Here is a 21,942-nt window from a genome sequence, read left to right as displayed (position 1 = left end):
CATCTTAGTATCTTTACTTAGAGGGATATATGGGAGTGTAGCGGTCTTGATGATAATATCGTTGTTTTTGCACTTCCTCTTCACTCCTAGAAGGGTTGTAAAAATCCCTATTCCCCTCTCTCTTAGGTCTCTCTTGAGTGTTTGTTGAGGGGTATAGAGTAGTATTATTTCTTGGATAAAAGCGATTAGTGTTCCTATTTTCTTCATTATTTTGTTCTTGCTGAATAATTGGATCAGAATTTTTATAGGTATTAATGATTTGATTGCGACTGCCCTCATAGTGTTTCATATTGCTTCTATCATTTTTTTCTACTGTTGGAATATCCCTAATTGTATTGCCTCGAATTTTTCTAATTTTTAAGCGATTGGGATCTGCGGGGGGTGGAGGTGGGGGGATATAGCGTTCCCCAAAACTCCACCTAATTCCTGCATTAAAAAGTATATTGGTTTGATAGCTTCCCATAAAACTACTGTCAAGTTCAAGATAGAATCTCAAATAATCTTTAAGAGTAATATTTGAAATAATAGAGACCCCGATATCAAAATCCATATCAAAAGTTTTTTTAAATTCACTCCATCTGTCCAAGAGAGTGGTTTCTGCGCCACTAAAGAGTGAATAATCTATAAACACTCCAGCTTTAAGATCACCTTTAAATTCCTTATTCCACTCATAGCCAAAATATATAGAACTTCTAAGTAAAAGTGGAAATTGAAAATTAATTTTTGCCTCAATAGGTGTGCCATTTGGATCACTTGTAGAAAGAGAGGCAGGAAAAATAAATCCACTTGTAAGCTTGCCTTCTATTTCAGTATAGGCAAAGTTACGATTAGAGTTGAAGGCAAATTTTTTACCCACCTCTGCAGTGAGATTAAGGAGATGGGAAGAGAGAGAAGTGGATGATGCCATTGATCCAAGATTAATGTCTGTGGGAGAATAGGCATATTTAAAAATTACATCATAATAAAAACGATTGCTCCAAATGGAGGTATAGTAGAAAAATCCTCCATAAGATTGTGTATTAGAGGTAAAAATATCTGTTGTGGTATCTAAGAAATTAATTTCAAATCCAAAACCCAAGAAATCATTGTGTCCGCGATAAAGCGCATTCATATCATATCCACCCACAATATTTATAAACAGATCTTGACCAGCAGTGAGATTGCGATTTTGTGCAAAAGAGTTATAAGCAATGGAAGTGTGGAGATACAGTCCATAATCTTTAGGATAATTTCTAAGATCCCCTAAGCGAAGATTAAGCGTTTGGCTAGAGGATTTAAAAAGACGATAGGGGGTATTAAGTGCTGTAGTGAGCGCTTGAGAGAGTGGACTTTCTCCATCAGGAGTGATATGGGCAATCAGCCATTGTGCTTTAGTTGCATCAGTTTGTTTTTGAAGATATGTGCTATAAGATGTAAGCCCCATCGTTGTAGGAAGGGTTGAGAATGTCGCTTGGGTATTTGGATCATTAATGGTGGCTACAATCATATTATCTGCTGTGCTAATACCCTCAGCAAGAGTTTGGGTGAAGGTATTGGGATTGTAAAGAATATCAAAGGTGTGATGACCTTGTGCACTTTGGAAAGTTATAGTGTCTACCCCTTTGGTTTGATCACCCACATCAGCATAGATTGCAAAGATTCCATTTCCACTTAAAGCCCCTCTAGCATTGAGTGTTTTTTGATTAAATGTTTGATTAAAGCGATGGGTGCCATCTGTATTATTCATAAAATTGATTTTGGCATTGTTGATTGCAAGATTTTTAATATTGTTTGTAAAATTAATCACTCCTCCAGTTCCATTATTTTGCTCTAACATATTCCAAACTGAACCCTTATTGATTATCAGGTCAGTTTGATGACCTGAAATCATTGCATTGAGAGTTGAATTGTTCTCAAGAGAGATTGTAGCACTTCCTGCTTGTTGGGAGTAGTTTGTAAAAGTAGCCAAAGAATTAGAGAGATTAATGGAGAGTTCTGAAGTCCCTGCAATTGAAATGGCACCCTCATAATAAGAATAACGATTAGAGAGGTTGAGTTCAAACTTTGAAGCACCTCTAAGATCGATTTTTCCTTTAAGAAAAATGGTTTGGTTTGCTTTATTTCCTCCAGAATTAATTTTTGCCTCAGAACTATTTTCAAGTAAGAAAAGGAGGGGATTAGCCTTTTGATTATTGGAGAGATCAATATTTAAATTAGCATCTTCAATATTTAACCGAGCATTGTTCTTAAGACCAAAAAGCCCAAAAGTATCAAAGACACTTTTTGCAGAGGAGATAATTGTAAGGTTGGCATTAATATCAAGTGTGGCAGTATCACTGATTTGAAAATATGCACTTTTCCCAAATTTTAACCCCTCAGAATTGATAAAAAATGAAATATTGCCCTTATTAAAGGTGAGACGTTTGGCATTGTTTGCATAAAAAATAAATCCCTCATTTTGTCCACTCCAATCTCCTGTAATGATTGAACGTACAGAAAGGTTGAACATTGAGCGTGTGAAGAGAATTTTATCTGTAAGAACAAAGTCTGCAATTTGAGTTTGATCATAGGTAAAATTTCCTTCAAGATTTTGATTAATCCCATTGACAAAAAGAGGATCTTTCCAATTACTAAATGGTGTTCCCCATGCGAGTGAGGAGAATAAAAAAAGAGAGATAAGTTTATTATTGTGGACCATATTTTCTCTCTAATTCACGTTTATTGTAATCACGGATAAGATGAATACTTCGTGTCTCTATACGTCCATCTGTTCTATTGATATAATTTTGCTCATTGCTTTGAATGTCTTTCCATCGTTTTTGATCTCTTAAAAAACGTTCACGATTAGCATATTTGATTTCATCTTCAATTTTTGTGTCATTACGATTGTTTTGAATAGCATATTGCTTTTCAAGTTCTTGAGGTTTAAGATGAGTGCGCTCTTGTATTCTTCTTCTGCTTTGATCTGCTTCATATAAAAGATTGGCTTGAATAGAACGTAAATTACGCTCATTGGTATAACCTGGAGCTTTTTTATGGGTTTGTGCATAGTCTTGACCTAATAAGATGCGCATTCCAAAATTTGCGGAGTAATCAATATTGCTTTGACCAAAAAAGCTTGTTTTCCCTCCTAGATAAAAACGGAAATTTTTTGTAATGAAAAGAGTGGATTGCAAACTGAGTGCAAGAGTAGAATTGGAACGATGATCAAGTGAGTTTTTCTCAAGAGTATTGTGGGAGAAAAAATGATTCCCATCATAAAAAACTCCTAGAACAATATCAGCCTTAGAGCCAAATTCAAATCCCATATAACTCCCCACTTGATAAAAAAGTGGAATAGATGAGGAAGAACGTAGGGTTGATGAGCCTTGGGATAAGGTGATTGCATTTCTATAGCCTACAGAGATTTGAGTAGCGGGCTGGAGAAAAAATCCATAAGAGTAGATAAATTTCCAGCCAAGCTCAAGTGAGCCTAGTAAGAAATGTGAAGGAGAAGAGGAGAGGAGAGCAAAGTTTAAAGAGTGATAGAGATATTTTAAACGCGTATCAATATAAAACTTTGATGGGGTGAAATAGGTGTTATAGAGTGTGAATCCAAAAGTATTGGCAGTATTTTGTGGAGTATTGAGCCATGAATATGAATATTCAAAATTTATGCCTAAAAAATCTTGCCCAATATTTGGAAGAAAAGAGTGATCATATCCAATCATTCCAAGTGCAGCTTTAAGAGTGGAATCATCGCTTGAGGAGATTTGAGTAAATTCTCCCCTAAGCCAAAGTGCATCAGAATAGCGAGATTCTCTAAGATTCCCCATTGTAGAGTTAAGGAGTGAAGAGGTATGAGCATAGTGGAGGTTATAAATTCCTTGTAATGCGCTAGATAGAGAGGAGGCAAAGAGAGAAGTGGTGGCACTCAGCACTAAAACACAAGAGATTTTTCTCATCGATATCCTCTATTATAAGTTTCTTTAATATTATCCATTGAACGTGATCTTTGCTCTATATTTAAGTTGTTATACATCGGCATATTTGTATCTCTTTTATAATTTTGGCTTGGAGCATTGATTTGTCCAGGATTATCAATAAATTCTGGGGCCCCTTGAGGTTTTTGCTCAACTTTAGGCTCTATTTTGAGTTGCTCAATTTGTTTGTCTTGAGATTTTTGTGTCCCTTCAAATGGTTTTTGTTTAATGATAATTTTAGGGGGAATTGTGTATTTTTTATTTCCTCTATAATTATCCAAAATTCCTTCAGTTTCATAATTTTGTACCTGTGGAATTGTTCGACGATAGGCAGGGTATTTGTTTAAATCTTCAAGTTCGTCCATATAAGGGGGAATATAGGGCATTTGTGGATGCAAGCGTCCAAAATTAATTCTTACTCCCGCATTGAGTGTAAAAGTAGAGTTAATGATCCCAAAAAATGCAGTATCCACATCAAAATAAAGTCTCCAATATTCATTAAGAATTACATTTGTTCCAGCATTAATGCGCCAATTAAAGTTTCCACGATGGGCAAGTGTTACACGATCTAAGAAATCCTCAAGTCGTAAATCCCCACCACTATTAAAGTCATACTCAAAACTTGTTCCTGCATATAAATCTCCCTCATACCCCCTAGAATTCCATGTCCAGCCAAATGTTAAACCCGTGCGCATATTCACAGGTGAATTAAAGTCTAATCTTGCATTTACTCTTTGATTACTCCAATCCATAAAACTCCAATCCTGCCCACTGCTAAAGGCAAAGGACATTCCTGCGTCAGGTTTGAGATAGAGATAGTCTTTTGCACTTGTGGAGAGTTTGACAGGGAGTTTAAACCTTTTTCCTACTTCAAAAGAGGCATAAAAATTATGAGAGAAAAACTTAGGGGTATTTCTTGATAAAACTTCAGAGTTGATGATGAATTTGTTTTTTGTTAAATAATACTTAGCTAAAGCATCAATATAAAAGCCATTATCAAAGAAAAATGTATCATAGATTGAGAGACCATAAGATTGGGATTGGCCAATATAAGAAGGATTTGTAAAATCATCTTGATCAGGAATTCCATTAGAGTTGAAAAAATTAACATCAAAAGAAAGACCTAAAAAATTTTTTCCACCCAAAACATAAAAGTTTTGATCATACCCCAGCCAAACAGAAGCAAATTCATCCCAAGAGGCTAGAGTTTGGTTCGTTTCTTTTGAGCCAAGACGTCCATATTTGCTTCTTAGCCACACTCCATGAACACGATTGAGTTTTCTCAGTTCTCCCATTCTTAGATTGAGTGTATCAATTTGGGTTTTATAAATCCTAAATTGGGTTTGAAACAAGGAATCAAGAAGCCTAGACATATAAGAGTTATCTGCTCTTTGCACATCAGTAACGATCCATTGAGAGCCTGTTTGTAATGCACCATTGTTATCAGTATAGGTAAAATTTTCTTTTTTAAGATTGGTGATATAGTTATAGACACCAATTGGTGTGACTGCACCTACAAAATTTGAATTTCTTGGTGTGGCAAATTCTTTTGCAACAATGATTTTTCTAGGTTCTAGATCAGTGTTAAGTAAAGATTTATCAAAGCTATTTTTATCCCAAAAGAGCTGGATATGATGAGTTCCATTAAGTTGACTTGTATGCACTTGGTCAGTGGCAATATTCTCAATCAAATCCCCTGTATTTATATCATTAACTGCATTCCATCCATTTGCATTTAAGATCCCATAGAGGCGAAATACCCCACCACTCAGTCCTACAGGGCTTCCAATACTCCCAATATTAAGCGTGAAACGATTGTCTTCATTCATTCTCTCTATGGCCCTAAGTGTTGTGCCCTTATTGGCAAATCGAAAATCTACGGAAGCAAGATTGGTAAGATTTTCAAAATTATCTTTTGTAAGGTTTTCTGAAGGGTTTCCAATCATAAGATTTTCTACTGCATTATCTTTGCCCACATACCAAGTTCCACTATTAGTGATATTAAGAAGAGCTTGTGCAGGGTTATTTACTCCTCCTGGAGTGTTTGGATTTTGAGCATTATCATAGGTGAAATCCGCATAGAGTGAAGCATTATTGATATTGTAGTTTAAACGAGAAGCAGCAGAATTGATTTTTGTATCAATTTTTGCAATTGATCCGCTATTGAGATTAAGGGTAAAATTAGGTACATCATTATTATTTCTATTATGAGCAGTGAGTTGGATTTCTGCAAGAGAGGCATTAGAGAGATTAAAGTTTGTGGCTGAAGTGCTTACAGCTTCTACTCTTCCTTTAAAAAATGAATTGCCATTAGCAAGATTAATGGTAGTGATTCCACCAAAATTTGCAATATCTCCATTCATCTGAATAAGAACAGCTGTGCTATTGGCTGCATTAACATTGATAGTCCCAGCAGCATCAAAAATAGTTTTTGCATTTGTGATTCCACCTGCAGGATTAGCATTACTAAATACCCCTGTAGCTTTGGAAAGATCGACTATAAAATCATTGGTAATATTAAGTGTGGATCCCCCCACTCTAAAGACAGAAAAGATTTGACTTCCCTCAGTGGCTCTGATGTTTGTTTTGACATTAAGATTAAGTCCATCTTGTCCTCCATCAAAGTTAAAAATACTTTTTGCAAAAACATTCGGAGAATCAATATTAAGAGTAAGTGTTCCTATGCCATCAAAATTTGCAATATTAAAATGATTATCACGGCGATAAATTGTTGTTGTCTCGTTTGTTCCTGATCTTTGTGTCAGAAGGTTGATGACAAGATTATGATTAAAGATTATATTCCCGCTAAAAAATTGATTGCCAAGATTTCCATCACCATTGGCAATGACATTAAGGGTGCTATCTTCATAAATAGTAAGAGGATCGCGTAGAATTGGACCTGCTGGAGGGATTGGATTATTATCTTCATCTAGCTCCCACCACCAGTTTGCATTGACACTGTAGAGGTTTTGAGCTAATAGAGCGCTAAAAAATCCAATCCTTAAAAATCTATTCATTATTTCATTAATACCTTTAAACTTTCTCTTGGATCTTTGCCATTGATAATTTCTTGCACCTGTGTTGCAATGGGGGTATAAATCCCTTCCTTTTTACTAATTTGCACAATTGCTTTTGAGCTTTTCACTCCCTCAGCCACTTCTCCTAGATCTTGTAAAATTTGCTTAATGGGTTTATTTTGCGCAAGTGCAAGTCCTACGCGATAATTTCTTGAAAGAGTGGAATTGGCTGTTAGAAATAAATCTCCCGCCCCACTCAATCCTAAAAAAGTTTCCATCTTTGCTCCAAAATGTTGGCCAAATCGATACATTTCAATCAATCCTCTAGCCATCAGTGAGGCTTTTGCATTATTGCCAAGATTTAATCCATCACAAATCCCTCCAGCAATGGCAATAACATTCTTGTAAGATCCACTCACTTCTCCACCAATAATATCAGGGCTAACATAGGTTTTGATAAAAGAAGGCATAAGCTCTCTAAATTCTCTTGCAAGAGGAATATTAAGTGAGCTAATCATAAGTGCACAAGGGAGCTTTTGTATCACTTCATGTGCAAAGCTTGGGCCAGAGAGAAAGCAAAGACTAAGAGAGGGAAAGAAATGCTGAAAAATATCACTGACGAATGCCCCACTATTTTCTTCAATCCCTTTACTTGCTGAGAGGATCTTAATCTCTTTTTTAAGCTGATTTGCTGCAGGATAAAAAACTTCTTTTATCCATAAGCGTAGGGCACTTGAAGCAATGGCAATGACAAAATAATCCGCACTTAAAGCTTTTTGTAAATCTACTTGTTTGATTGGGTTGGGAGTGCAGAGATCTTTAAAGCTTAGAGTTCGCCTAGAATGGATATACACTTGATTGTTAAAAGAGAATGAGAAAGCTAGTGCTTTTCCCCAAGCACCACCTCCAAAGACACTTACAATTGCCATAAAAAAACCTTAGAATTCATAAATTTTTAATGAAGAACAAAACAAAAAGAGTTCCACTTTTTGGGAGATTTTTTTACTTTGAATCTTACCCTTTATCTCTTTTGTGCAAAAATATAATTTGAATTTTATGCAAAAAAGGATAGAAAAATGGAAGTATTAAAAAATATTGAAATTGTGCGTTTTGAAGATGGTCAGAGAGTGCAGAAAGGAGATGTGGTCATCTTAGAATCAAGGGTCAATTTTTTCTTAAATGGAGAAAAAGTGATCTCAACAATGTGTATTCCACAAAATCAAGAAGCCCATATGGTGGGATTTTTACTCAGTGAGGGGGTGATTGATGATATTTGTGATGTGCAGAGCTTGAAGGTAAGTGAAGATGGCTTAAATGTAGAGATGCATGCAAGGATTAATACCCACAATCTTAAAAATCTTTATAAAGAGAAAACTTTAGTTTCAGGTTGCGGTGGAGGAGTGACTGGAAATGTAGAGAATGCTTTGGAAGTGAGTTTTAATACTTCACCTCTAAAAGTGAGTGGAGAGTGGGTGCTCTCTCATGTCAAGAGATTTTATCAAGAGAGTGAGCTGTATTTAAAAACAGGTTGTGTGCATAAGGCGATGCTTCTTTTTGCTGATGAGAGTTTTTTAGTCAGTGAAGATATTGGGCGACATAATGCCATTGATAAGGTTTGTGGGAGAGCAAGAATGCAAGATAAAGATCCCAATGAGGGGATACTTATTGTAAGTGGAAGATTGAGTTCTGAGATGGTGAGTAAGGCTGTTATGCATCATATTCCTATTGTGATTTCTAGAACAGCTCCTACATTTCTAGGAGTGCAAACCGCTCAAAAACACGGTATTACACTTTGCGGATTTGCAAGAGGAAAAAATATGAATCTCTATACTCATACTTCAAGGATTATTTAGATTCTTTTTGCTCTTGAAGTGCCTTGAGTGTTTGGATATCAATAGGGTGGAAGCCCTTGGTATCTACTTGATAGATCTTCACATCATATTGCACTTGGTTATCTATGATTTTTTCTTTAAAGTAGCTTAGAGTATCAGGATGGATGATTCTATAAAAGACCTCCATTCCTATAGCTGTTGAATAATTTACCCAATCATATTTAAGATCACTGTTAAGCAATGAGCCATATTCAATAAGTTTTTGATCAGTTTTTCCAATAGAATTTGCAATATAGAGGTTTTTTCTATCTCTTTGCTGGGTGAGTATAGTGAGAGAGGGATTATAATTAATTTGTGTTGAGAGAAAGGTTGCAGATTTTTTCTTGAAATAACCAATTTGGGAAAGAAGTAATCCAGTTTTTACAACAGGAGTATTTAAAAATACATCTGCATTTTCAAGCAGAAGCTCTTGAGCTTTATTACTTTTGGCAAATGTAGCGGCTATTTCATTAGTGATTGTAAGTTCTGGGAGTTCCCCTATATTTTCTTGTAAAATCATAGACAGCCTTTCTCCCACAGGACTATCATCATTATAAGCAATGACATGTGCCCCTGATCGAATTTCTAAAAGCTTTTGGATTTGCTCCTCATAGCTTATCCCTCCAAAAAAAAGTAGGGGAGAATTTGAAGGAGAAAAAGGAATTTGAGTATGATTGACGGTTGGAATATACAGTGGAATTTTTAAAGCAAGTTTTGAACTTTCTATCGCTCCTTTAGTTGTCATGACAGCAATAATGAATTGAAATTTATTTTGTTCAATTTGCTCATAAGTTTTTTTAATAGAATCTCTCTCCTCATCCCCACAATCAAAGACTTCAAACTCAAAATCTCTTCCACGGGCTGAGAGATAAGCCAAAATGGTATCAATAGTTGCAACCGAATAGCGTCCAATGATTTTTTTAGGCATCATCAATGCAATTTTTACTGTGTTTCTGTCTGAGATTTGGGAGAATTGGGCAATGATTTCTTCTTGGGGTTTAGAGAAGTGTGGAGGGTTAAACTCAAGTTGCTGGGCAACAAGAAAAGAAAAGAAGAGGAGAAATAAAGTTTTTTTCATAATAATGCCTTGAGGTTTTTAAGATCTTGGAAAGTTTGTTTTTTAAGATTTTCAAGCCTAATGAGAGCTTTAAGAGAGTGGGTGATAAGGAGTTTTTTTCCTTTGAAATTTAGGCTTGAACCTATAGAGAGGGAGTATTTTGGGAAAAGAGGAATAGCAATCTCTTCAAGTCCAAAAATTAATCCACACCTAGCTGGGCTTTGAAGAATTTGTGCAAACAAAATTTCTTTATATTTTTGCATATCATGAGGATTTAATAATTCTTGGGATTTATAAAGAGAGAAAATTGCACATTCACATAAAGAAAGGTTTAAAACCTTAAAAATCATATCTTGAAGCATTTGTGAGCTTTTTTGAGAGAAAAATACTCCATCTTTATCAATTAAAGGGAAGGTTGTAATGAGCATTGTTTTGGCATGAGAAGGATTGTAGCCTAGATTTTGAGATTGCTTGGGAGCAGGGGTAGAGGAGTGTTGCAATCCATCACAATACCCTTGAGCAAACATCTCAAGATTGTAGAGATGATATAAATTTATTAAGGGGTAATTCAAAGCTCAAGTACCTTCCAAGGTAAGCCTTGAGTATTAAGCTCCTCCATAAATACATCTGGATCAAGCTCTTCCATATTAAATACACCTCTTCCACCCCATTTTCCTTCCATAATGAGTTTAGCCCCAATCATTGCAGGCACACCTGTAGTGTAACTGATCGCTTGAGAATTGACTTCTTTATAGCATTCTTGATGATCACAAACATTATAAATATAGATTGTTTTCTCCTTGCCTTCTTTAATGCCTTTAATATAACATCCAATATTTGTTTTACCAATAGTTCGACCAGCTAGACTTGCAGGGTCAGGGAGGAGGGTTTTTAAGAATTGGATAGGAATAATTTTCTCTCCATTATGCTCCACTTCATCAATTCTAAGCATCCCAACATTCTGCAAACATCGCATATGATTAAGATAATTTGCAGAAAAAGTCATAAAGAAGCGGATACGTTTAAGGCCTTTGATATGTTTAACAAGAGATTCTAATTCTTCATGATAGAGAAGATAAGAATCTCTCTTGCCTATTTCAGGATAATCCCATACTTGCATAATTTCCATTGCTTCTGTCTCAATCCACTCTCCATTTTCCCAATATCTTCCTTTTGAGCTGACTTCTCTAAGATTGATTTCTGGGTTAAAATTTGTTGCAAATGCGTAGCCATGATCTCCTGCATTGCAATCAAGGATATCAATGCTATGAATTTCATCAAAATAGTGTTTTTGTGCATAGGCACAAAATACATTTGTCACCCCCGGATCAAATCCACTCCCAAGTAAGGCAAAGATTCCAGCCTCTTTATAGGCTTCATGGAATGCCCATTGCTCCTTGTATTCAAATTTTGCACTCTCAGGGTGTTCATAATTTGCCGTATCAAGATAGTGAGTTTTAGTTCTTAAACATGCCTGCATAATGCTAAGGTCTTGATAAGGCAGTGCAACATTAATGACAACTTTGGGTTTAACTTCATTAATAAGAGCTATAAGCTCTTCTACATGATCTGCATTGACACTTTTGCATGTAATCTTTATGCCTGTTTTTTCCAGAACACTTTTTGCAATTTCTTCACACTTGCTTAAAGTTTTTGAAGCTAGAGTAATTTCTCCAAAAACCCCTGCATTCATTGCAAGTTTATGTGCAACAACTCCTCCAACTCCTCCAGCACCAATTTGTAAAACACTCATGACCTTCTCCAAAAACAAAATTAAAGCTTGCAATTATAGAATCAAATTTCAAAAGTTTAAATCTTTTTCTTAGACAAGAGAATGTGTAAGAAAAAGAGAAAAATAAAAAAAGGGATTAGAAGGAGGAGAAAGTGTATTTAAGTGCTATATTTCCCCCAAGATAATAAAAATCTTTGCCCATATATTTAAAATTTCCTTCAAAATTTACCCCAAAAGCCTCATTGATCCCCACATATCCTCCAAAATCGACTCCTACACGATGAATAAAAGGGGTTTTAAAGGCAATAGGAGTATGAGATGAGGTGAATAATACAAAATCACTCGAGTTATAAATCATTCCTTCATAAGAGACGTTAGCATAGATTTTATAAAGATTGCTGATCTCATAGCCCATTTCAATTCCTACCATTGCACTTAAATCATAGGTGCAATACTTTTGAGAGCTATAAGCATAGGAGCTATCCCCCTCACTAAAACTAGGAATGAGATGAAGAGCTTGATTAAGTGAGAAATAGGGTTTGGTAAAAAATTGTGAGAAAGAAAAGCGATAGCCTTGTGCAAGATTGGCTCTAATATAATGGTGTGAATAACGTGATGTGAGGATTTCAAAGGTGTCTGGGGTTTGGGTCTTTCTTGATGAAGCAAGAAAGGAAGCAAAATAACCTACACTAAGAGAGGTTTCACTCTCTTGGAAGATAAAATTTGTATAAGCATTAAGAGCAAGATTATGGCTTTGATTTTTAAATTCTGAAATTCCAAGGAGATTAAAAGATGGGAGTGATTGATTGAAATTCCCATACGCATAAGCTCCCCAAAAGCTCATCTCAAGAGAACCAATCTCAAACAAAGTTTCATCATCCCATCTCATACCAATCCCCCCAATTCCTCCATTGCCTCCTCCCCAAATTCCTCCACCTAATATATCAAAAGTGAGAGTATGGGGTCGTAGATCTAAAATAGTGCTATGAGATTTCATAGTCTCAATAAACAGATAAGAAGAATCTAATAATCCTGTTTTAAGTTTATCTTTGAAGGTGCTTACATCTTGAGATAAGCTAGAGGTTGTAGCACCCTCAAAGATAAAGATTTCATCTCCAAAACTCTCTAAAATTCCTCTTTCTCCCTCATTTAATCCTTGTTTAAACGCATTGATTGCATTTTGATCAATTTGCAATTTAACCACACCACTCCATTCATCATTTTTGAAGTCTAAAATTGCCTTGGAAAATCCAGTATTACCATTTTTAAGCTCTATTTTATCTGATGTGATTCCACTAATTGTTCCTAAGACTAATTGATAATCCCCATCAAGCTTAATGCCTCCAAGATCAACCAAGACATTTCCATTATTTTGGATATTACCTTCAAAGGTTCCCATTTTATTGTCATATGCACCAAAGAGTAAAAGTGAGTTTGCTTGGTTTTGGAGGTTTTGGGCTTTAAGAGATGAACCATAAAGCTCGATATTAGAATTTTGAAGTCCCCCCTCATTCGAAGAGGACCCTCCACTTTGAGAGATTATATTTCCACTCACCTGCATACTTCCACCTTTTAAAACAATCGACCCTCCTCCCATTGCTGGAGGGTCAAAGGCAGGGAAAATTGGATTTTGACTACTATCTATTGGCGTAGTTCCTCCATTATAGAGATTTCCTTCAATAGCGACTTTCCCATCTATGGAAGTGAAAAAGGCAGCCGTATTCTTTTGGCCTGTACCTGCAGGCTTGGTATCTATTGGACTTCCGACGATGTAAGTATTTCCCTTGAGATTGATCTCCCCTCCATTATTGCTAAGAGATCTTTGGAAGCGAATGACATCTGTTTGGATAGCGAGAGTGGAGTCTTTTTGCATTGTGATTGTACCATCGTGAATAAAAAAAAATGCATTTTTAAACTCAGCTCTGGCACCACTACTAAGATTAAGAGAACTAATTTGTTTTTTCCAAGTATTTGAGGAGAAGCGAAATTTTGATTGTCCTCCATACTCTGAACCTGCAGAATTAATGGTTGTGTGAGTGCCGTTTATGATAAAACTTGCATTTTCTTTTACATCGATTCTTTTCCCAGTTTCAAGTGCCAAAGTATGGACACTTTCAAGGGTGAAACTAAGTTCCTTACCAATAGAAAATCCTCCAGAGTAGTAGGTCGTGCTTTGGGGTGTAGCTTGTGGAGAATTTAGGATGGTGAGAATATATTGGGACTTGGGTGTGCCTGTGAGGGTAAAGACAGAAGATTTTAAATCGATCATAGTCATCTGTCCATTTCCTTTTCTAGGGGTAACTGTATCGTTCCGCACTCCTCCTGTAAGAGTGATATGTGTGGGGAGATTATTCCACTCCCAATCAGTATCACAGTAAAGAGATGAAGTTAAAAGGAGGGAGAGCAATAGGTTTTTCTCTATATGTATCTTTATATGTATCTTTTTTAAATGTTCCTCTTCTATATTTCTCTTTGATACTTTTTGTATTTCTTTTGATATATTCTTTTTCAAATTTTCTCCATGCTTGTATAGAGTTTCTATCAATGACTCTATTCTTTGGGAATAATTTCATATTATAAGGTTATTTTTAGGAATTTTTTAAGCTTTGTGATTATTTGGGATTTAAAATGATAAAACCTAAAGAAATAAGGATAAATTTGAGAGCTTGGAGTTGGGTGATTTGGGCTATTGCTTTTGGTGGGTGTGCAAGTGTAAGTCTTGATGAAGTGAGCAAACAATATTATGAGGGCAATCCTATTAGAGCTTATAAACTTGCTAAAGAAGGTGCAAACTTGCATCAAGAAGAAAAGAATGCACAAGAAGATGAGCTGTTGTGGCAGATTCAAGGAGGGATTATTGGATTTGATCTTAAAGATCCTCAAGCAAAAGAGCTTTTTGAGAGTGCGGAGAGGCGTATAAATACTAATGAACAAAGTGGAATACTTGTCAGCCTTTTTAAAAACTTTGAAGCAATATTGCTCAATGATGCAATGATGAATTATCAAGGTTTTTTATATGAAGGAGTTATGATTAATTATTATAAAGCCTTGCTGTCTATGTCAGAGAATAACTATGCTGATGCAAGAGTGGAATTTAATCGTGCAAGTGATCGGCAAAGGAGGATTAAAGAGTATTACGAAAAAGAGATTTTAAAAGCTCAGGCAATAGAGCAACAAGCCTATAAAAATAAGGAAAATAAAGGAAGTATAGAGAATCAAAGAAGTGAGATGAATAAGATTTTACAAACTTATAGCAATCTTTCAAAATTCTCTTCACTCACTGGTTTTATTAATCCAATGATTGATTATGTTTCTGGCATATTTTTTATGCTTGAAGGAGATCAAAGCAAGGCTATTGATTTTTTTAAAGAATCTTATGGGGTGAGCAGAAGTGAAATAATTAAGCAAGATTGGCAGATGCTCCAAAAAGGGGGATATAAAAAGAAGCAAACTTGGGTAATTATTGAGGATGGAAAAAGCCCCTCTAAGATTGAAAAGAGATTTAACCTCCCGATTTATACAGGATCAGCTCTTCTTAATGTGGTTTTAGCTTTACCAGATATAAAAGAGGGGGTTGATTTTGCAAATTCTTACAGAGTGAAGGGAAGTAGAGATTATCAAGCTCAAAAAATTTCAAGTCTTACCCCTTTGGTATGGAATGAGTTTAATAAGCAAATTCCTTTTATCATCACAAGAGGTGTGATTTCTACAACCACAAAAGCTCTTATTGCGTATGGGGCACAACAAGCTACAAAAGGAGTAGGGTGGTTTGAAGTTTTTATGGCCTTGGGTGGAGTGATTTACACTACCGCCACCACAAGGGCAGACTTAAGAATCCCAATACTGATGCCTAATGGTTTTTTTGTAGCTAGAATTGAAAATGCACAAGGGGAGTATAAAATTTTTGCAAATGAACGCGAGATTGCAAAAATAAATTTTTCTCAAAAATGTGATAATAAGCAAAATCTTTGTATAGATAAAAATCATATTATTTATGTGCGAAATGCACAAAAAAATATCTTTAATCAAGTCATTTATTCAAAATAAGGAGGCAGAATGAGAAAGGGCTTAGTCATTGCAACTCTGATTGCTATTGGATTTTATGGATGTGGAGGGGGGATAAAATATATTGATCCTGCAAGTAAGGATTATATAAGTGCAAGTTTGGATCTGAATGATATTAAAAATGCCGCTAAGCAGAGTTTAGATTCTTTATACAAGAGTGCCTACTTTAACCAAATTGACTTAAGTAAGCCTTCTATTTTAGTGGTTTCAGATTTTATCAATGATACAACAATTAAACTTGATATGGAGCAAATTACAGCAAGGATTGTAGAAGAGCTTCAAGAGAGTGGAAAATTTCTTATTACTCGTGCAGTGAGTGGGAGTGGTGGAAGTATTGATGCAATGATTGATCAAACTCGTCAGGCTAGGAATGATGAAGAATATCGTCAAAATAGTGTTATAAAAAAGGGAGAGAAAATTGCAGCCAATGCTTCATTGAGTGGAAAAGTAGGGCAGAGAATTATAAGAGTAGGGAATGAGCAAAGAATTGACTATTTCTTCAAAATTGAAATTGCTGACATAAAGACAGGACTTTTAGCTTGGTCGAAAACAATTGATATTTCAAAAATAAGTTCAGGTAATTATTCGGTATGGTAATTCAAACCCTTATTTTTTCTTGTGTTGAATTTGCTTGATGTACAAGGTGCCATGGGCTTAAATCTCCAAAATCAAATTTAAATGGATTTTTGGGATTAATTTAGGTGAAAATATTAATCGTGCAAAAGAAGCCCCCTAATGGATTTAAGCAAAACCAAATTAGCCAAGAATGGGATTTGTATTTGCTCAGTAAATTGGCCCACTCTTCTCTTGTTAGGAGAGAGGTGACTTAAAACATCTTTAGAAAATAAAAAGCTTTTAAATCCTTAAAATTTTTATAGAATCCTCTTTTTATTTTATTGTTTTATTCTAGGAGTATGTAATGCAGGAGAAAATGCCACTAAAAAAAGATGAAATTAAAACCCTTGGCCTATCCTCTCTTGGGGGAATATTAGAATTTTATGATTTTATTATTTTTATTTTTTTTGCCCAATATATTTCAGCGCATTTCTTTCCTAAAGATTTGGGTGCATTTTGGAGGGATCTTAATACTTATACCACTTTTGCAGCAGGTTATCTTGCTAGACCTATTGGAGGGATAATTATGGCCCATTTTGGGGATCGTTTTGGGCGTAAGAAAATATTTATGCTCAGTATTTTACTTATGGTCATCCCCACACTTTCTTTAGGGCTTGTGCCAACTTATGAGGGGATTGGAGCTTTGGCTCCAATCTTTTTATTAATTGTAAGAATCTTACAAGGTATAGCAATTGGTGGAGAGCTTCCAGGGGCTTGGGTATTTGTAAGAGAGCATTCTCCAATAGAGCGTAAAGGGCTTTATCTAGCAATTTTAACCGCATCAGTTGTCGGGGGGATTTTTTTAGGTGCTCTTGTAGCACTGGCACTCAACTTAATCCTTTCTCAAGAGACTCTATATCAATGGGGTTGGAGGATTCCATTCTTGCTTGGAGGAGGATTTGGAATGATTTCAATTTATTTGCGTCGCTTTCTAAGTGAAACACCTGTGTTTAAAAAAATACAAAAAGATAAGGCTTTGGAAGAATTCCCACTTAAAGAAGTCTTTAAAACCTCTAAAAAAAGCATTATACTCTCAATGTTTAGCACTTGGGTTTTGGCGGGTTGTATCATTGTAATTGTTCTTTTCTTGCCAAATTTTATGCAAGATGTATTGACTTTAAGTAATATTGAACGAAGCATGGTGCAAATTATTGGGGTCTTTTGTTTGATTGTTGGATGTGCAACTGCTGGAGTATGTGCCGATATTTTAGGGGTGTCAAAAGGTTATAAAATATGGGCAGTATATTTAGGAATCGCATCAATTTCCTTTTTTTATTCATTGTATCAAACTCAAAACACTCTTTATGCAATCCTTTTGTATTGCTTACTTTGCAATAGTGTGGGGATTATGATTTTTACTCCAGTTGCAATGTGTGAGCTTTTTGAACCAAGGTTTAAATTTTCTGGAATTTCTTTTTCCTATAATATTTCCTATGCTCTTGTCGGGGGGATTACCCCTCAGCTTGCATTTGCACTTCATACACTGAGCAAAAAGCAGGGCATTTATGCTTATGGACTTTGTGCTTATATTTTGCTTCTGTGCTTCATTGCCTATGGTGTAGCCTGTATGTATCAACAAATGATTGAAAAAAATAATAAAGAGATTCTTGATTGAGATTATTTGAGAATTCTGTGGGGTGGACAATCTTTCTGGGGGTGTGTGTAATAGTTTTTTGTCTAATGGGATGGATGAGGTATCAAAATTTTCTTACATATATTCAAGCAAAACATCTTAATGCCAAAGTCTTGGCGCAATATACTAAAGGCAATAAATGGGTTTTAAAGCTTATTACCCCCGAGGGCCAAATCATTTATACAACTTCAAAAGAAGATCTTAAAGATCTAACTTATAAAGAACTTTCCCTATATGGAAAAAGTATGCCCTGTGATTTTATCCAATCACTTAAGAGCTGTTTTTTTGTGACTTATTCTTTTTCTCTTTTACCCACTTCTTCTACACCTCTTTTAGATTGGGTTTCCTCTCAACACAGTGATATTTTGCTTACACGACTTTATCAAAGTCTCTTTTTTGCTACACCTCTTCCTAAGCCTTGGCGAGAGTGGAGTTCTAAGCTTCATATCTCTCATCTTTTTGCTATTAGCGGATTGCATCTTGGAATCTTTGCTTGGTTGCTGTATATCTTGCTTGGTAAGCCTTATAAATTTTTTCAAGCACGTTATTTTACTTATCGTAACAATGTCTTTGATATAGGGGCTATAGTTATGGTAATTTTATTGGTATATGCTTATATTTTAAACTTTCCTCCAGCATATGTCAGAGCATTTGTGATGAGTGCAGTTGGAATGCTTTTTGTATGGGGGAATATCAAAGTTTTAAGTTTTCACTTTTTATTTTTATGTGTTTGTGTGATTTTGGCTATTTTTCCTCAATTTATAGTGAATTTTGGATTTTGGTTTTCAGTGAGTGGAGTGTATTTTATCTTGCTCTTTTTTAAATATTTTAATGCAGAAATTAAGGGGGTGTATAAAATTCTTCTGATTGCTCTTTTACTCAATAGTGCACTCTTTTTTCAAATGCTTCCCATCTCTCATTATATTTTCCCCACCTTTTATCTTTATTCCTTGTGTGCAATTATCTTAAGTCTGATTTTTCCTCTCTTTTTTATTCTTTCTTTGTTTGCACATCTTTTGGGGATCGGGGGAGTGTTTGATGAGGGTTTGTCTTGGGCTTTAGATTTTTCTCTACCTTCCAAGGAGATTTTTACTCCATTTTGGGTATTTTATCCTTATGTGTTTTTTTGTATTTTAGCACTTAGATATCGCTCTTGTTATTATGCGACTTTAGGCATAGGTGGGGCATTTTATATATTTTTAGTGTTAAAAATGCTCAGATAGAGAGTAAAATCACGGATTATTTTTCTAGGTTGCGGAGTTAAAAGGTGTTAAAAAAGATTAAAGACATCAGCGAGTTAGTCGTATTTGAGCATACAATTTTTTCTGCTCCCTTTATGCTTATAGCTCTTTTTTGCGCTTCAATACAAAAAAATCAATCCCTTTGGTTTGGCTTTTCATTGCTTATTTTGTGTGTATTGGCTTTAATTTTTGCTCGTAATTTTGCTATGAGTGTTAATCGTTACTTAGATAGAGATATTGATGCAAAAAATGTTCGTACTCAAAATCGTCCAAGTGTCGATGGTCGAATTTCTCCTAGGGTAATGTTAATTTTAATCTGTCTTAATGCTCTTGGTTTTATAGGAGTTAGCTATTTTATTAATTCTCTTGCCTTTTATCTCTCTTATCCATTTTTGTTGATTTTAGGTTTTTACTCTTATGTGAAGAGATTTTCTTATCTTGCTCATATCATTTTAGGAGTGAGTTTGGGATTAGCACCCATTGCAGGAAGTATTGCAGTGTTGGGAAGTGTGCCTCTGTGGTGTATTTTTCTTTCAGCAGGTGTGATTTTTTGGGTAGCAGGATTTGATCTTTTATATTCTTTACAAGATATTGAATTTGATAAACAAGAGAGATTGTATTCTATTCCAAGTGTATTTGGGGTAGAAAAAACTCTTTTAATCTCAAAAATTTTTCATATTTTAACCCTGGTATTTTGGGGAGAGTTTTTATATGTCTTTGGTTGTAGTTGGATTGCTTATCTTGGCCTAGGATTATGTGCCATAATCCTAGGCTATGAGCAGTATTTAGTCAGAAAAGATTTTGCCCATATTCCTAAAGCCTTTTTTGTCAGTAATGGGTATTTGGGTTTTGTTTTTTTGATTATGATGATTTTGGAATTGCAATGGAGTAGGTGATGGATTTTTTGCATATATGTCATAGCTTAGGTTTAGAAACTAGAATTGCAAGATGTGTATTGGATATACAAGCACAAGAAGTGCAAGAGATTGGGGGAAAGTTTTTACAAGAGTATATTGCTCTCAATCAGATTGAAGAAAGTGGGATTGAGAAGTGGCTTAAACTCTCCAAGGGGAGGGATTATGAAGGAGATGAAGTAATGCTTGAGTTACTTGTGGAAATGTATAAAAAGCTTGAGCGTTTAGAGCAAAAACTCAGCATTAAAGAAAGCCCCTATATTCCTTTGGAGCTTTCACTTAAAACCCATAGCATTGGTCATAGTGTTTTATGTTTTGAGGAGGAATTGCAGGAGGGTGGGCTTTATTATGCCCGATGTGAATTGCCAGTTTTCCCGACCAAAATCATTCCTCTTTTTTTTGTAATGCTTACTCCATCTGTTGCAAAGATTACTAAAATTGGACAATCTCATAATCACAGTTATGATGCTTATGTTGTTGAGTGCGAGAGAATGGAGATTAGAAGTAAAAGAGAGGTAGAGTAATGGGAATTTGGATTGAGCAAAATTTGAGCTTAGTGTTAAGTGGTTTTGTAGGTCTTGCTTCATTTTTGATTTTGCTTTTTACTTATCTTAAAGATTTGGAATCTACAAGAAGACTTGATAAATTTGAAATTGCGATTGATAGTTTGCATGATGAAATTTATAAAATTCAAAAATACATTAAACGTGTTGAGGGGGAGCAAGAAGAGAGGGTGCTAGAGATTCAAAATCAAGTTGAAACTCAAGCAAGGGATATGATTGCTCACTCTCTCTCTCAAACTTTTGAGCATTTAGAAAATATAGAACAACGTGTTAATGATGAAATTCGTCTTGCTACAGATAATCTTAATAGTCTAGATGGAAAAATCAGGGATTTAGAGTTTTTCTCTAGCAATGCAACAGGTGTTGATGAGAAAAAAATTTCTACACTTCTACAAGAAGGTAAAAGTGTAGATGAAATTTCAAAGGAGCTTTCTATCCCTAAAGGAGAAATTGAATTATTTTTGCAACTTTCAAATATCGCGTATAAAGGAAATTAATGCTAAGTAATAGGATTTCAAGATATTTTGGGAAATTTGCCTCTCATTCTTTTTCACCCAAGATTCAAAAAATTATTAATTCTGTCTATGTAAAGATTTTTAATATTGATTTAAGTGAATTTGAAAACATTGAGAGTTACCCTACACTCAATGCACTTTTTACACGTGAATTAAAAGTAGAGCGTCAATTTGATAAAAGTCCTAAAACCATTATTTCTCCTTGCGATTCGCTTATTATGGAACAAGGTTTTGTACAAAATAATACAGCTTTGCAGATTAAGGGAATGATATATTGTGTCAGTGAGCTTTTAGGAGAAGCACTAGAGAATGAGTATTTTTATACAAATTATTATCTTTCTCCAAGGGATTATCATCGTTATCATGCGCATTGTGATATGTGGATAGAGGAGGTGAGATATTTTGCAGGAGAACTTCTTGCAGTCAATCGCCCCTCACTTCTAAAAAATCATAATTTATTCATCCGCAATGAGCGGGTGGTCATTATTGCAAGAGACAATAAAAGAAATAGGGTGTATTATGTGGCTGTAGGGGCATTGAATGTTGGGCAAATGGTTGTGAATTTTGAGCCAAGAGTGCAAACAAATACACAGGCTAATATCAGCACCTCTTATACATATTCAGAACCTATTTTTATTGCAAAAGGTGAGGAGGTGGGAATGTTTAAAATGGGATCAACAATTCTTGTTTTCCAAAAGGATTATACTCCTTTTGCTCATGTGGGTGAGAAGGTAAGATTTGGAGAGAGTGTGGGAGAATTTACTGATTAAAGGGAGGT

17 protein-coding genes are annotated in these 21,942 nt (G+C 35.2%); 9 read left to right on the top strand and 8 right to left on the bottom strand.

Going from position 1 to position 21,942, the window contains the following annotated elements; translation table 11 throughout:
- Nucleotides 1-13: 13 nt before the first annotated feature.
- From CQA62_RS03855 to CQA62_RS03840, 4 genes are read right to left on the bottom strand one after another with little or no spacing between them, the layout of a single operon-like run.
- A complete protein-coding gene (locus CQA62_RS03855; protein ID WP_115585117.1) occupies nucleotides 14-2,677 on the bottom strand; it encodes a hypothetical protein in 2,664 nt (887 codons plus the stop codon).
- Nucleotides 2,664-3,923, bottom strand: a complete 1,260-nt coding sequence (locus CQA62_RS03850; RefSeq protein WP_104725119.1) for an autotransporter outer membrane beta-barrel domain-containing protein — start codon at nucleotides 3,921-3,923, stop codon at nucleotides 2,664-2,666. Before CQA62_RS03850 ends, CQA62_RS03855 begins: the two co-directional genes overlap by 14 nt.
- A complete protein-coding gene (locus tag CQA62_RS03845) occupies nucleotides 3,920-6,958 on the bottom strand; it encodes an autotransporter outer membrane beta-barrel domain-containing protein (RefSeq protein WP_104725118.1) in 3,039 nt (1,012 codons plus the stop codon). The genes CQA62_RS03850 and CQA62_RS03845 overlap by 4 nt, the downstream gene beginning before the upstream one ends.
- On the bottom strand, nucleotides 6,958-7,887 hold the full coding sequence (locus CQA62_RS03840; RefSeq protein WP_104725117.1) for an NAD(P)H-dependent glycerol-3-phosphate dehydrogenase: 930 nt from the start codon (nucleotides 7,885-7,887) through the stop codon (nucleotides 6,958-6,960). Before CQA62_RS03840 ends, CQA62_RS03845 begins: the two co-directional genes overlap by 1 nt.
- A gap of 147 nt (nucleotides 7,888-8,034) precedes the next feature.
- On the opposite strand from CQA62_RS03840, the gene fdhD reads away from it, so the two are divergent.
- Nucleotides 8,035-8,811, top strand: coding sequence for a formate dehydrogenase accessory sulfurtransferase FdhD (fdhD, locus tag CQA62_RS03835; protein WP_104725116.1), 777 nt, complete (start codon nucleotides 8,035-8,037; stop codon nucleotides 8,809-8,811).
- On the opposite strand, the gene CQA62_RS03830 is transcribed toward fdhD, so the two are convergent.
- The 4 genes from CQA62_RS03830 to CQA62_RS03815 all read right to left on the bottom strand — a co-directional run bounded on the left by CQA62_RS03830 (nucleotide 8,804) and on the right by CQA62_RS03815 (nucleotide 14,025).
- Nucleotides 8,804-9,907: a hypothetical protein gene (locus CQA62_RS03830; protein WP_104725115.1), complete on the bottom strand. Its 1,104-nt coding sequence runs from the start codon at nucleotides 9,905-9,907 to the stop codon at nucleotides 8,804-8,806. The genes fdhD and CQA62_RS03830 overlap by 8 nt on opposite strands.
- A complete protein-coding gene (locus CQA62_RS03825) occupies nucleotides 9,904-10,458 on the bottom strand; it encodes a hypothetical protein (protein WP_104725114.1) in 555 nt (184 codons plus the stop codon). Before CQA62_RS03825 ends, CQA62_RS03830 begins: the two co-directional genes overlap by 4 nt.
- Nucleotides 10,455-11,639, bottom strand: coding sequence for a saccharopine dehydrogenase family protein (locus CQA62_RS03820; protein ID WP_104725113.1), 1,185 nt, complete (start codon nucleotides 11,637-11,639; stop codon nucleotides 10,455-10,457). Before CQA62_RS03820 ends, CQA62_RS03825 begins: the two co-directional genes overlap by 4 nt.
- A gap of 115 nt (nucleotides 11,640-11,754) precedes the next feature.
- The gene (locus CQA62_RS03815; protein ID WP_211305525.1) at nucleotides 11,755-14,025 is read right to left on the bottom strand and encodes a hypothetical protein; all 2,271 of its coding nucleotides are present in this window, start codon (nucleotides 14,023-14,025) and stop codon (nucleotides 11,755-11,757) included.
- A gap of 251 nt (nucleotides 14,026-14,276) precedes the next feature.
- Between CQA62_RS03815 and CQA62_RS03805 the strand changes: the two genes are divergently transcribed.
- The 8 genes from CQA62_RS03805 (at nucleotide 14,277) to CQA62_RS03770 (ending at nucleotide 21,934) form a co-directional block, all read left to right on the top strand.
- The gene (locus CQA62_RS03805) at nucleotides 14,277-15,665 is read left to right on the top strand and encodes a COG3014 family protein (protein ID WP_104725110.1); all 1,389 of its coding nucleotides are present in this window, start codon (nucleotides 14,277-14,279) and stop codon (nucleotides 15,663-15,665) included.
- Between the two features lie 9 nt (nucleotides 15,666-15,674).
- Complete coding sequence (lpoB, locus tag CQA62_RS03800; protein ID WP_104725109.1) at nucleotides 15,675-16,280, top strand: penicillin-binding protein activator LpoB; 606 nt, start codon at nucleotides 15,675-15,677, stop codon at nucleotides 16,278-16,280.
- A 322-nt stretch (nucleotides 16,281-16,602) separates the two neighbouring features.
- Nucleotides 16,603-17,913 (top strand): MFS transporter, encoded by a 1,311-nt coding sequence (locus CQA62_RS03795; RefSeq protein ID WP_232006821.1) that lies wholly within the window; start codon nucleotides 16,603-16,605, stop codon nucleotides 17,911-17,913.
- A 74-nt stretch (nucleotides 17,914-17,987) separates the two neighbouring features.
- Nucleotides 17,988-19,154 carry a ComEC/Rec2 family competence protein gene (locus tag CQA62_RS03790; protein ID WP_158653711.1) on the top strand — a complete coding sequence of 389 codons (1,167 nt, stop codon included), beginning with the start codon at nucleotides 17,988-17,990 and terminating at the stop codon, nucleotides 19,152-19,154.
- Between the two features lie 44 nt (nucleotides 19,155-19,198).
- Nucleotides 19,199-20,068, top strand: coding sequence for a menaquinone biosynthesis prenyltransferase MqnP (mqnP, locus tag CQA62_RS03785; protein ID WP_104725107.1), 870 nt, complete (start codon nucleotides 19,199-19,201; stop codon nucleotides 20,066-20,068).
- Nucleotides 20,068-20,610, top strand: a complete 543-nt coding sequence (locus CQA62_RS03780; RefSeq protein ID WP_104725106.1) for a hypothetical protein — start codon at nucleotides 20,068-20,070, stop codon at nucleotides 20,608-20,610. The genes mqnP and CQA62_RS03780 overlap by 1 nt, the downstream gene beginning before the upstream one ends.
- Nucleotides 20,610-21,146, top strand: coding sequence for a hypothetical protein (locus CQA62_RS03775; protein WP_104725105.1), 537 nt, complete (start codon nucleotides 20,610-20,612; stop codon nucleotides 21,144-21,146). The genes CQA62_RS03780 and CQA62_RS03775 overlap by 1 nt, the downstream gene beginning before the upstream one ends.
- Entirely contained in the window at nucleotides 21,146-21,934 is a 789-nt protein-coding gene (locus CQA62_RS03770; RefSeq protein WP_115585116.1) for a phosphatidylserine decarboxylase, read from the top strand. Before CQA62_RS03775 ends, CQA62_RS03770 begins: the two co-directional genes overlap by 1 nt.
- Nucleotides 21,935-21,942 lie beyond the last annotated feature (8 nt).

The organism is Helicobacter cholecystus, from assembly GCF_003364215.1.
Taxonomy (GTDB): Bacteria; Campylobacterota; Campylobacteria; order Campylobacterales; family Helicobacteraceae; genus Helicobacter_G; species Helicobacter_G cholecystus.
The sequence above is the reverse complement of the archived record's forward strand: the minus strand, read 5'-3'. Positions and strand labels throughout refer to the sequence as shown.

Bases quoted from the DNA above. Each gene is read 5' to 3' on its own strand.
- CQA62_RS03775 (WP_104725105.1), top strand. From the start codon at position 20,610: ATGGGAATTTGGATTGAGCAAAATTTGAGCTTAGTGTTAAGTGGTTTT.
- CQA62_RS03780 (WP_104725106.1), top strand. From the start codon at position 20,068: ATGGATTTTTTGCATATATGTCATAGCTTAGGTTTAGAAACTAGAATT.
- CQA62_RS03845 (WP_104725118.1), bottom strand. From the start codon at position 6,958: ATGAATAGATTTTTAAGGATTGGATTTTTTAGCGCTCTATTAGCTCAA.
- CQA62_RS03855 (WP_115585117.1), bottom strand. From the start codon at position 2,677: ATGGTCCACAATAATAAACTTATCTCTCTTTTTTTATTCTCCTCACTC.
- lpoB (WP_104725109.1), top strand. From the start codon at position 15,675: ATGAGAAAGGGCTTAGTCATTGCAACTCTGATTGCTATTGGATTTTAT.
- CQA62_RS03830 (WP_104725115.1), bottom strand. From the start codon at position 9,907: ATGAAAAAAACTTTATTTCTCCTCTTCTTTTCTTTTCTTGTTGCCCAG.
- CQA62_RS03840 (WP_104725117.1), bottom strand. From the start codon at position 7,887: ATGGCAATTGTAAGTGTCTTTGGAGGTGGTGCTTGGGGAAAAGCACTA.
- CQA62_RS03790 (WP_158653711.1), top strand. From the start codon at position 17,988: ATGAGGTATCAAAATTTTCTTACATATATTCAAGCAAAACATCTTAAT.
- CQA62_RS03820 (WP_104725113.1), bottom strand. From the start codon at position 11,639: ATGAGTGTTTTACAAATTGGTGCTGGAGGAGTTGGAGGAGTTGTTGCA.
- CQA62_RS03850 (WP_104725119.1), bottom strand. From the start codon at position 3,923: ATGAGAAAAATCTCTTGTGTTTTAGTGCTGAGTGCCACCACTTCTCTC.
- fdhD (WP_104725116.1), top strand. From the start codon at position 8,035: ATGGAAGTATTAAAAAATATTGAAATTGTGCGTTTTGAAGATGGTCAG.
- CQA62_RS03795 (WP_232006821.1), top strand. From the start codon at position 16,603: ATGCAGGAGAAAATGCCACTAAAAAAAGATGAAATTAAAACCCTTGGC.
- CQA62_RS03770 (WP_115585116.1), top strand. From the start codon at position 21,146: ATGCTAAGTAATAGGATTTCAAGATATTTTGGGAAATTTGCCTCTCAT.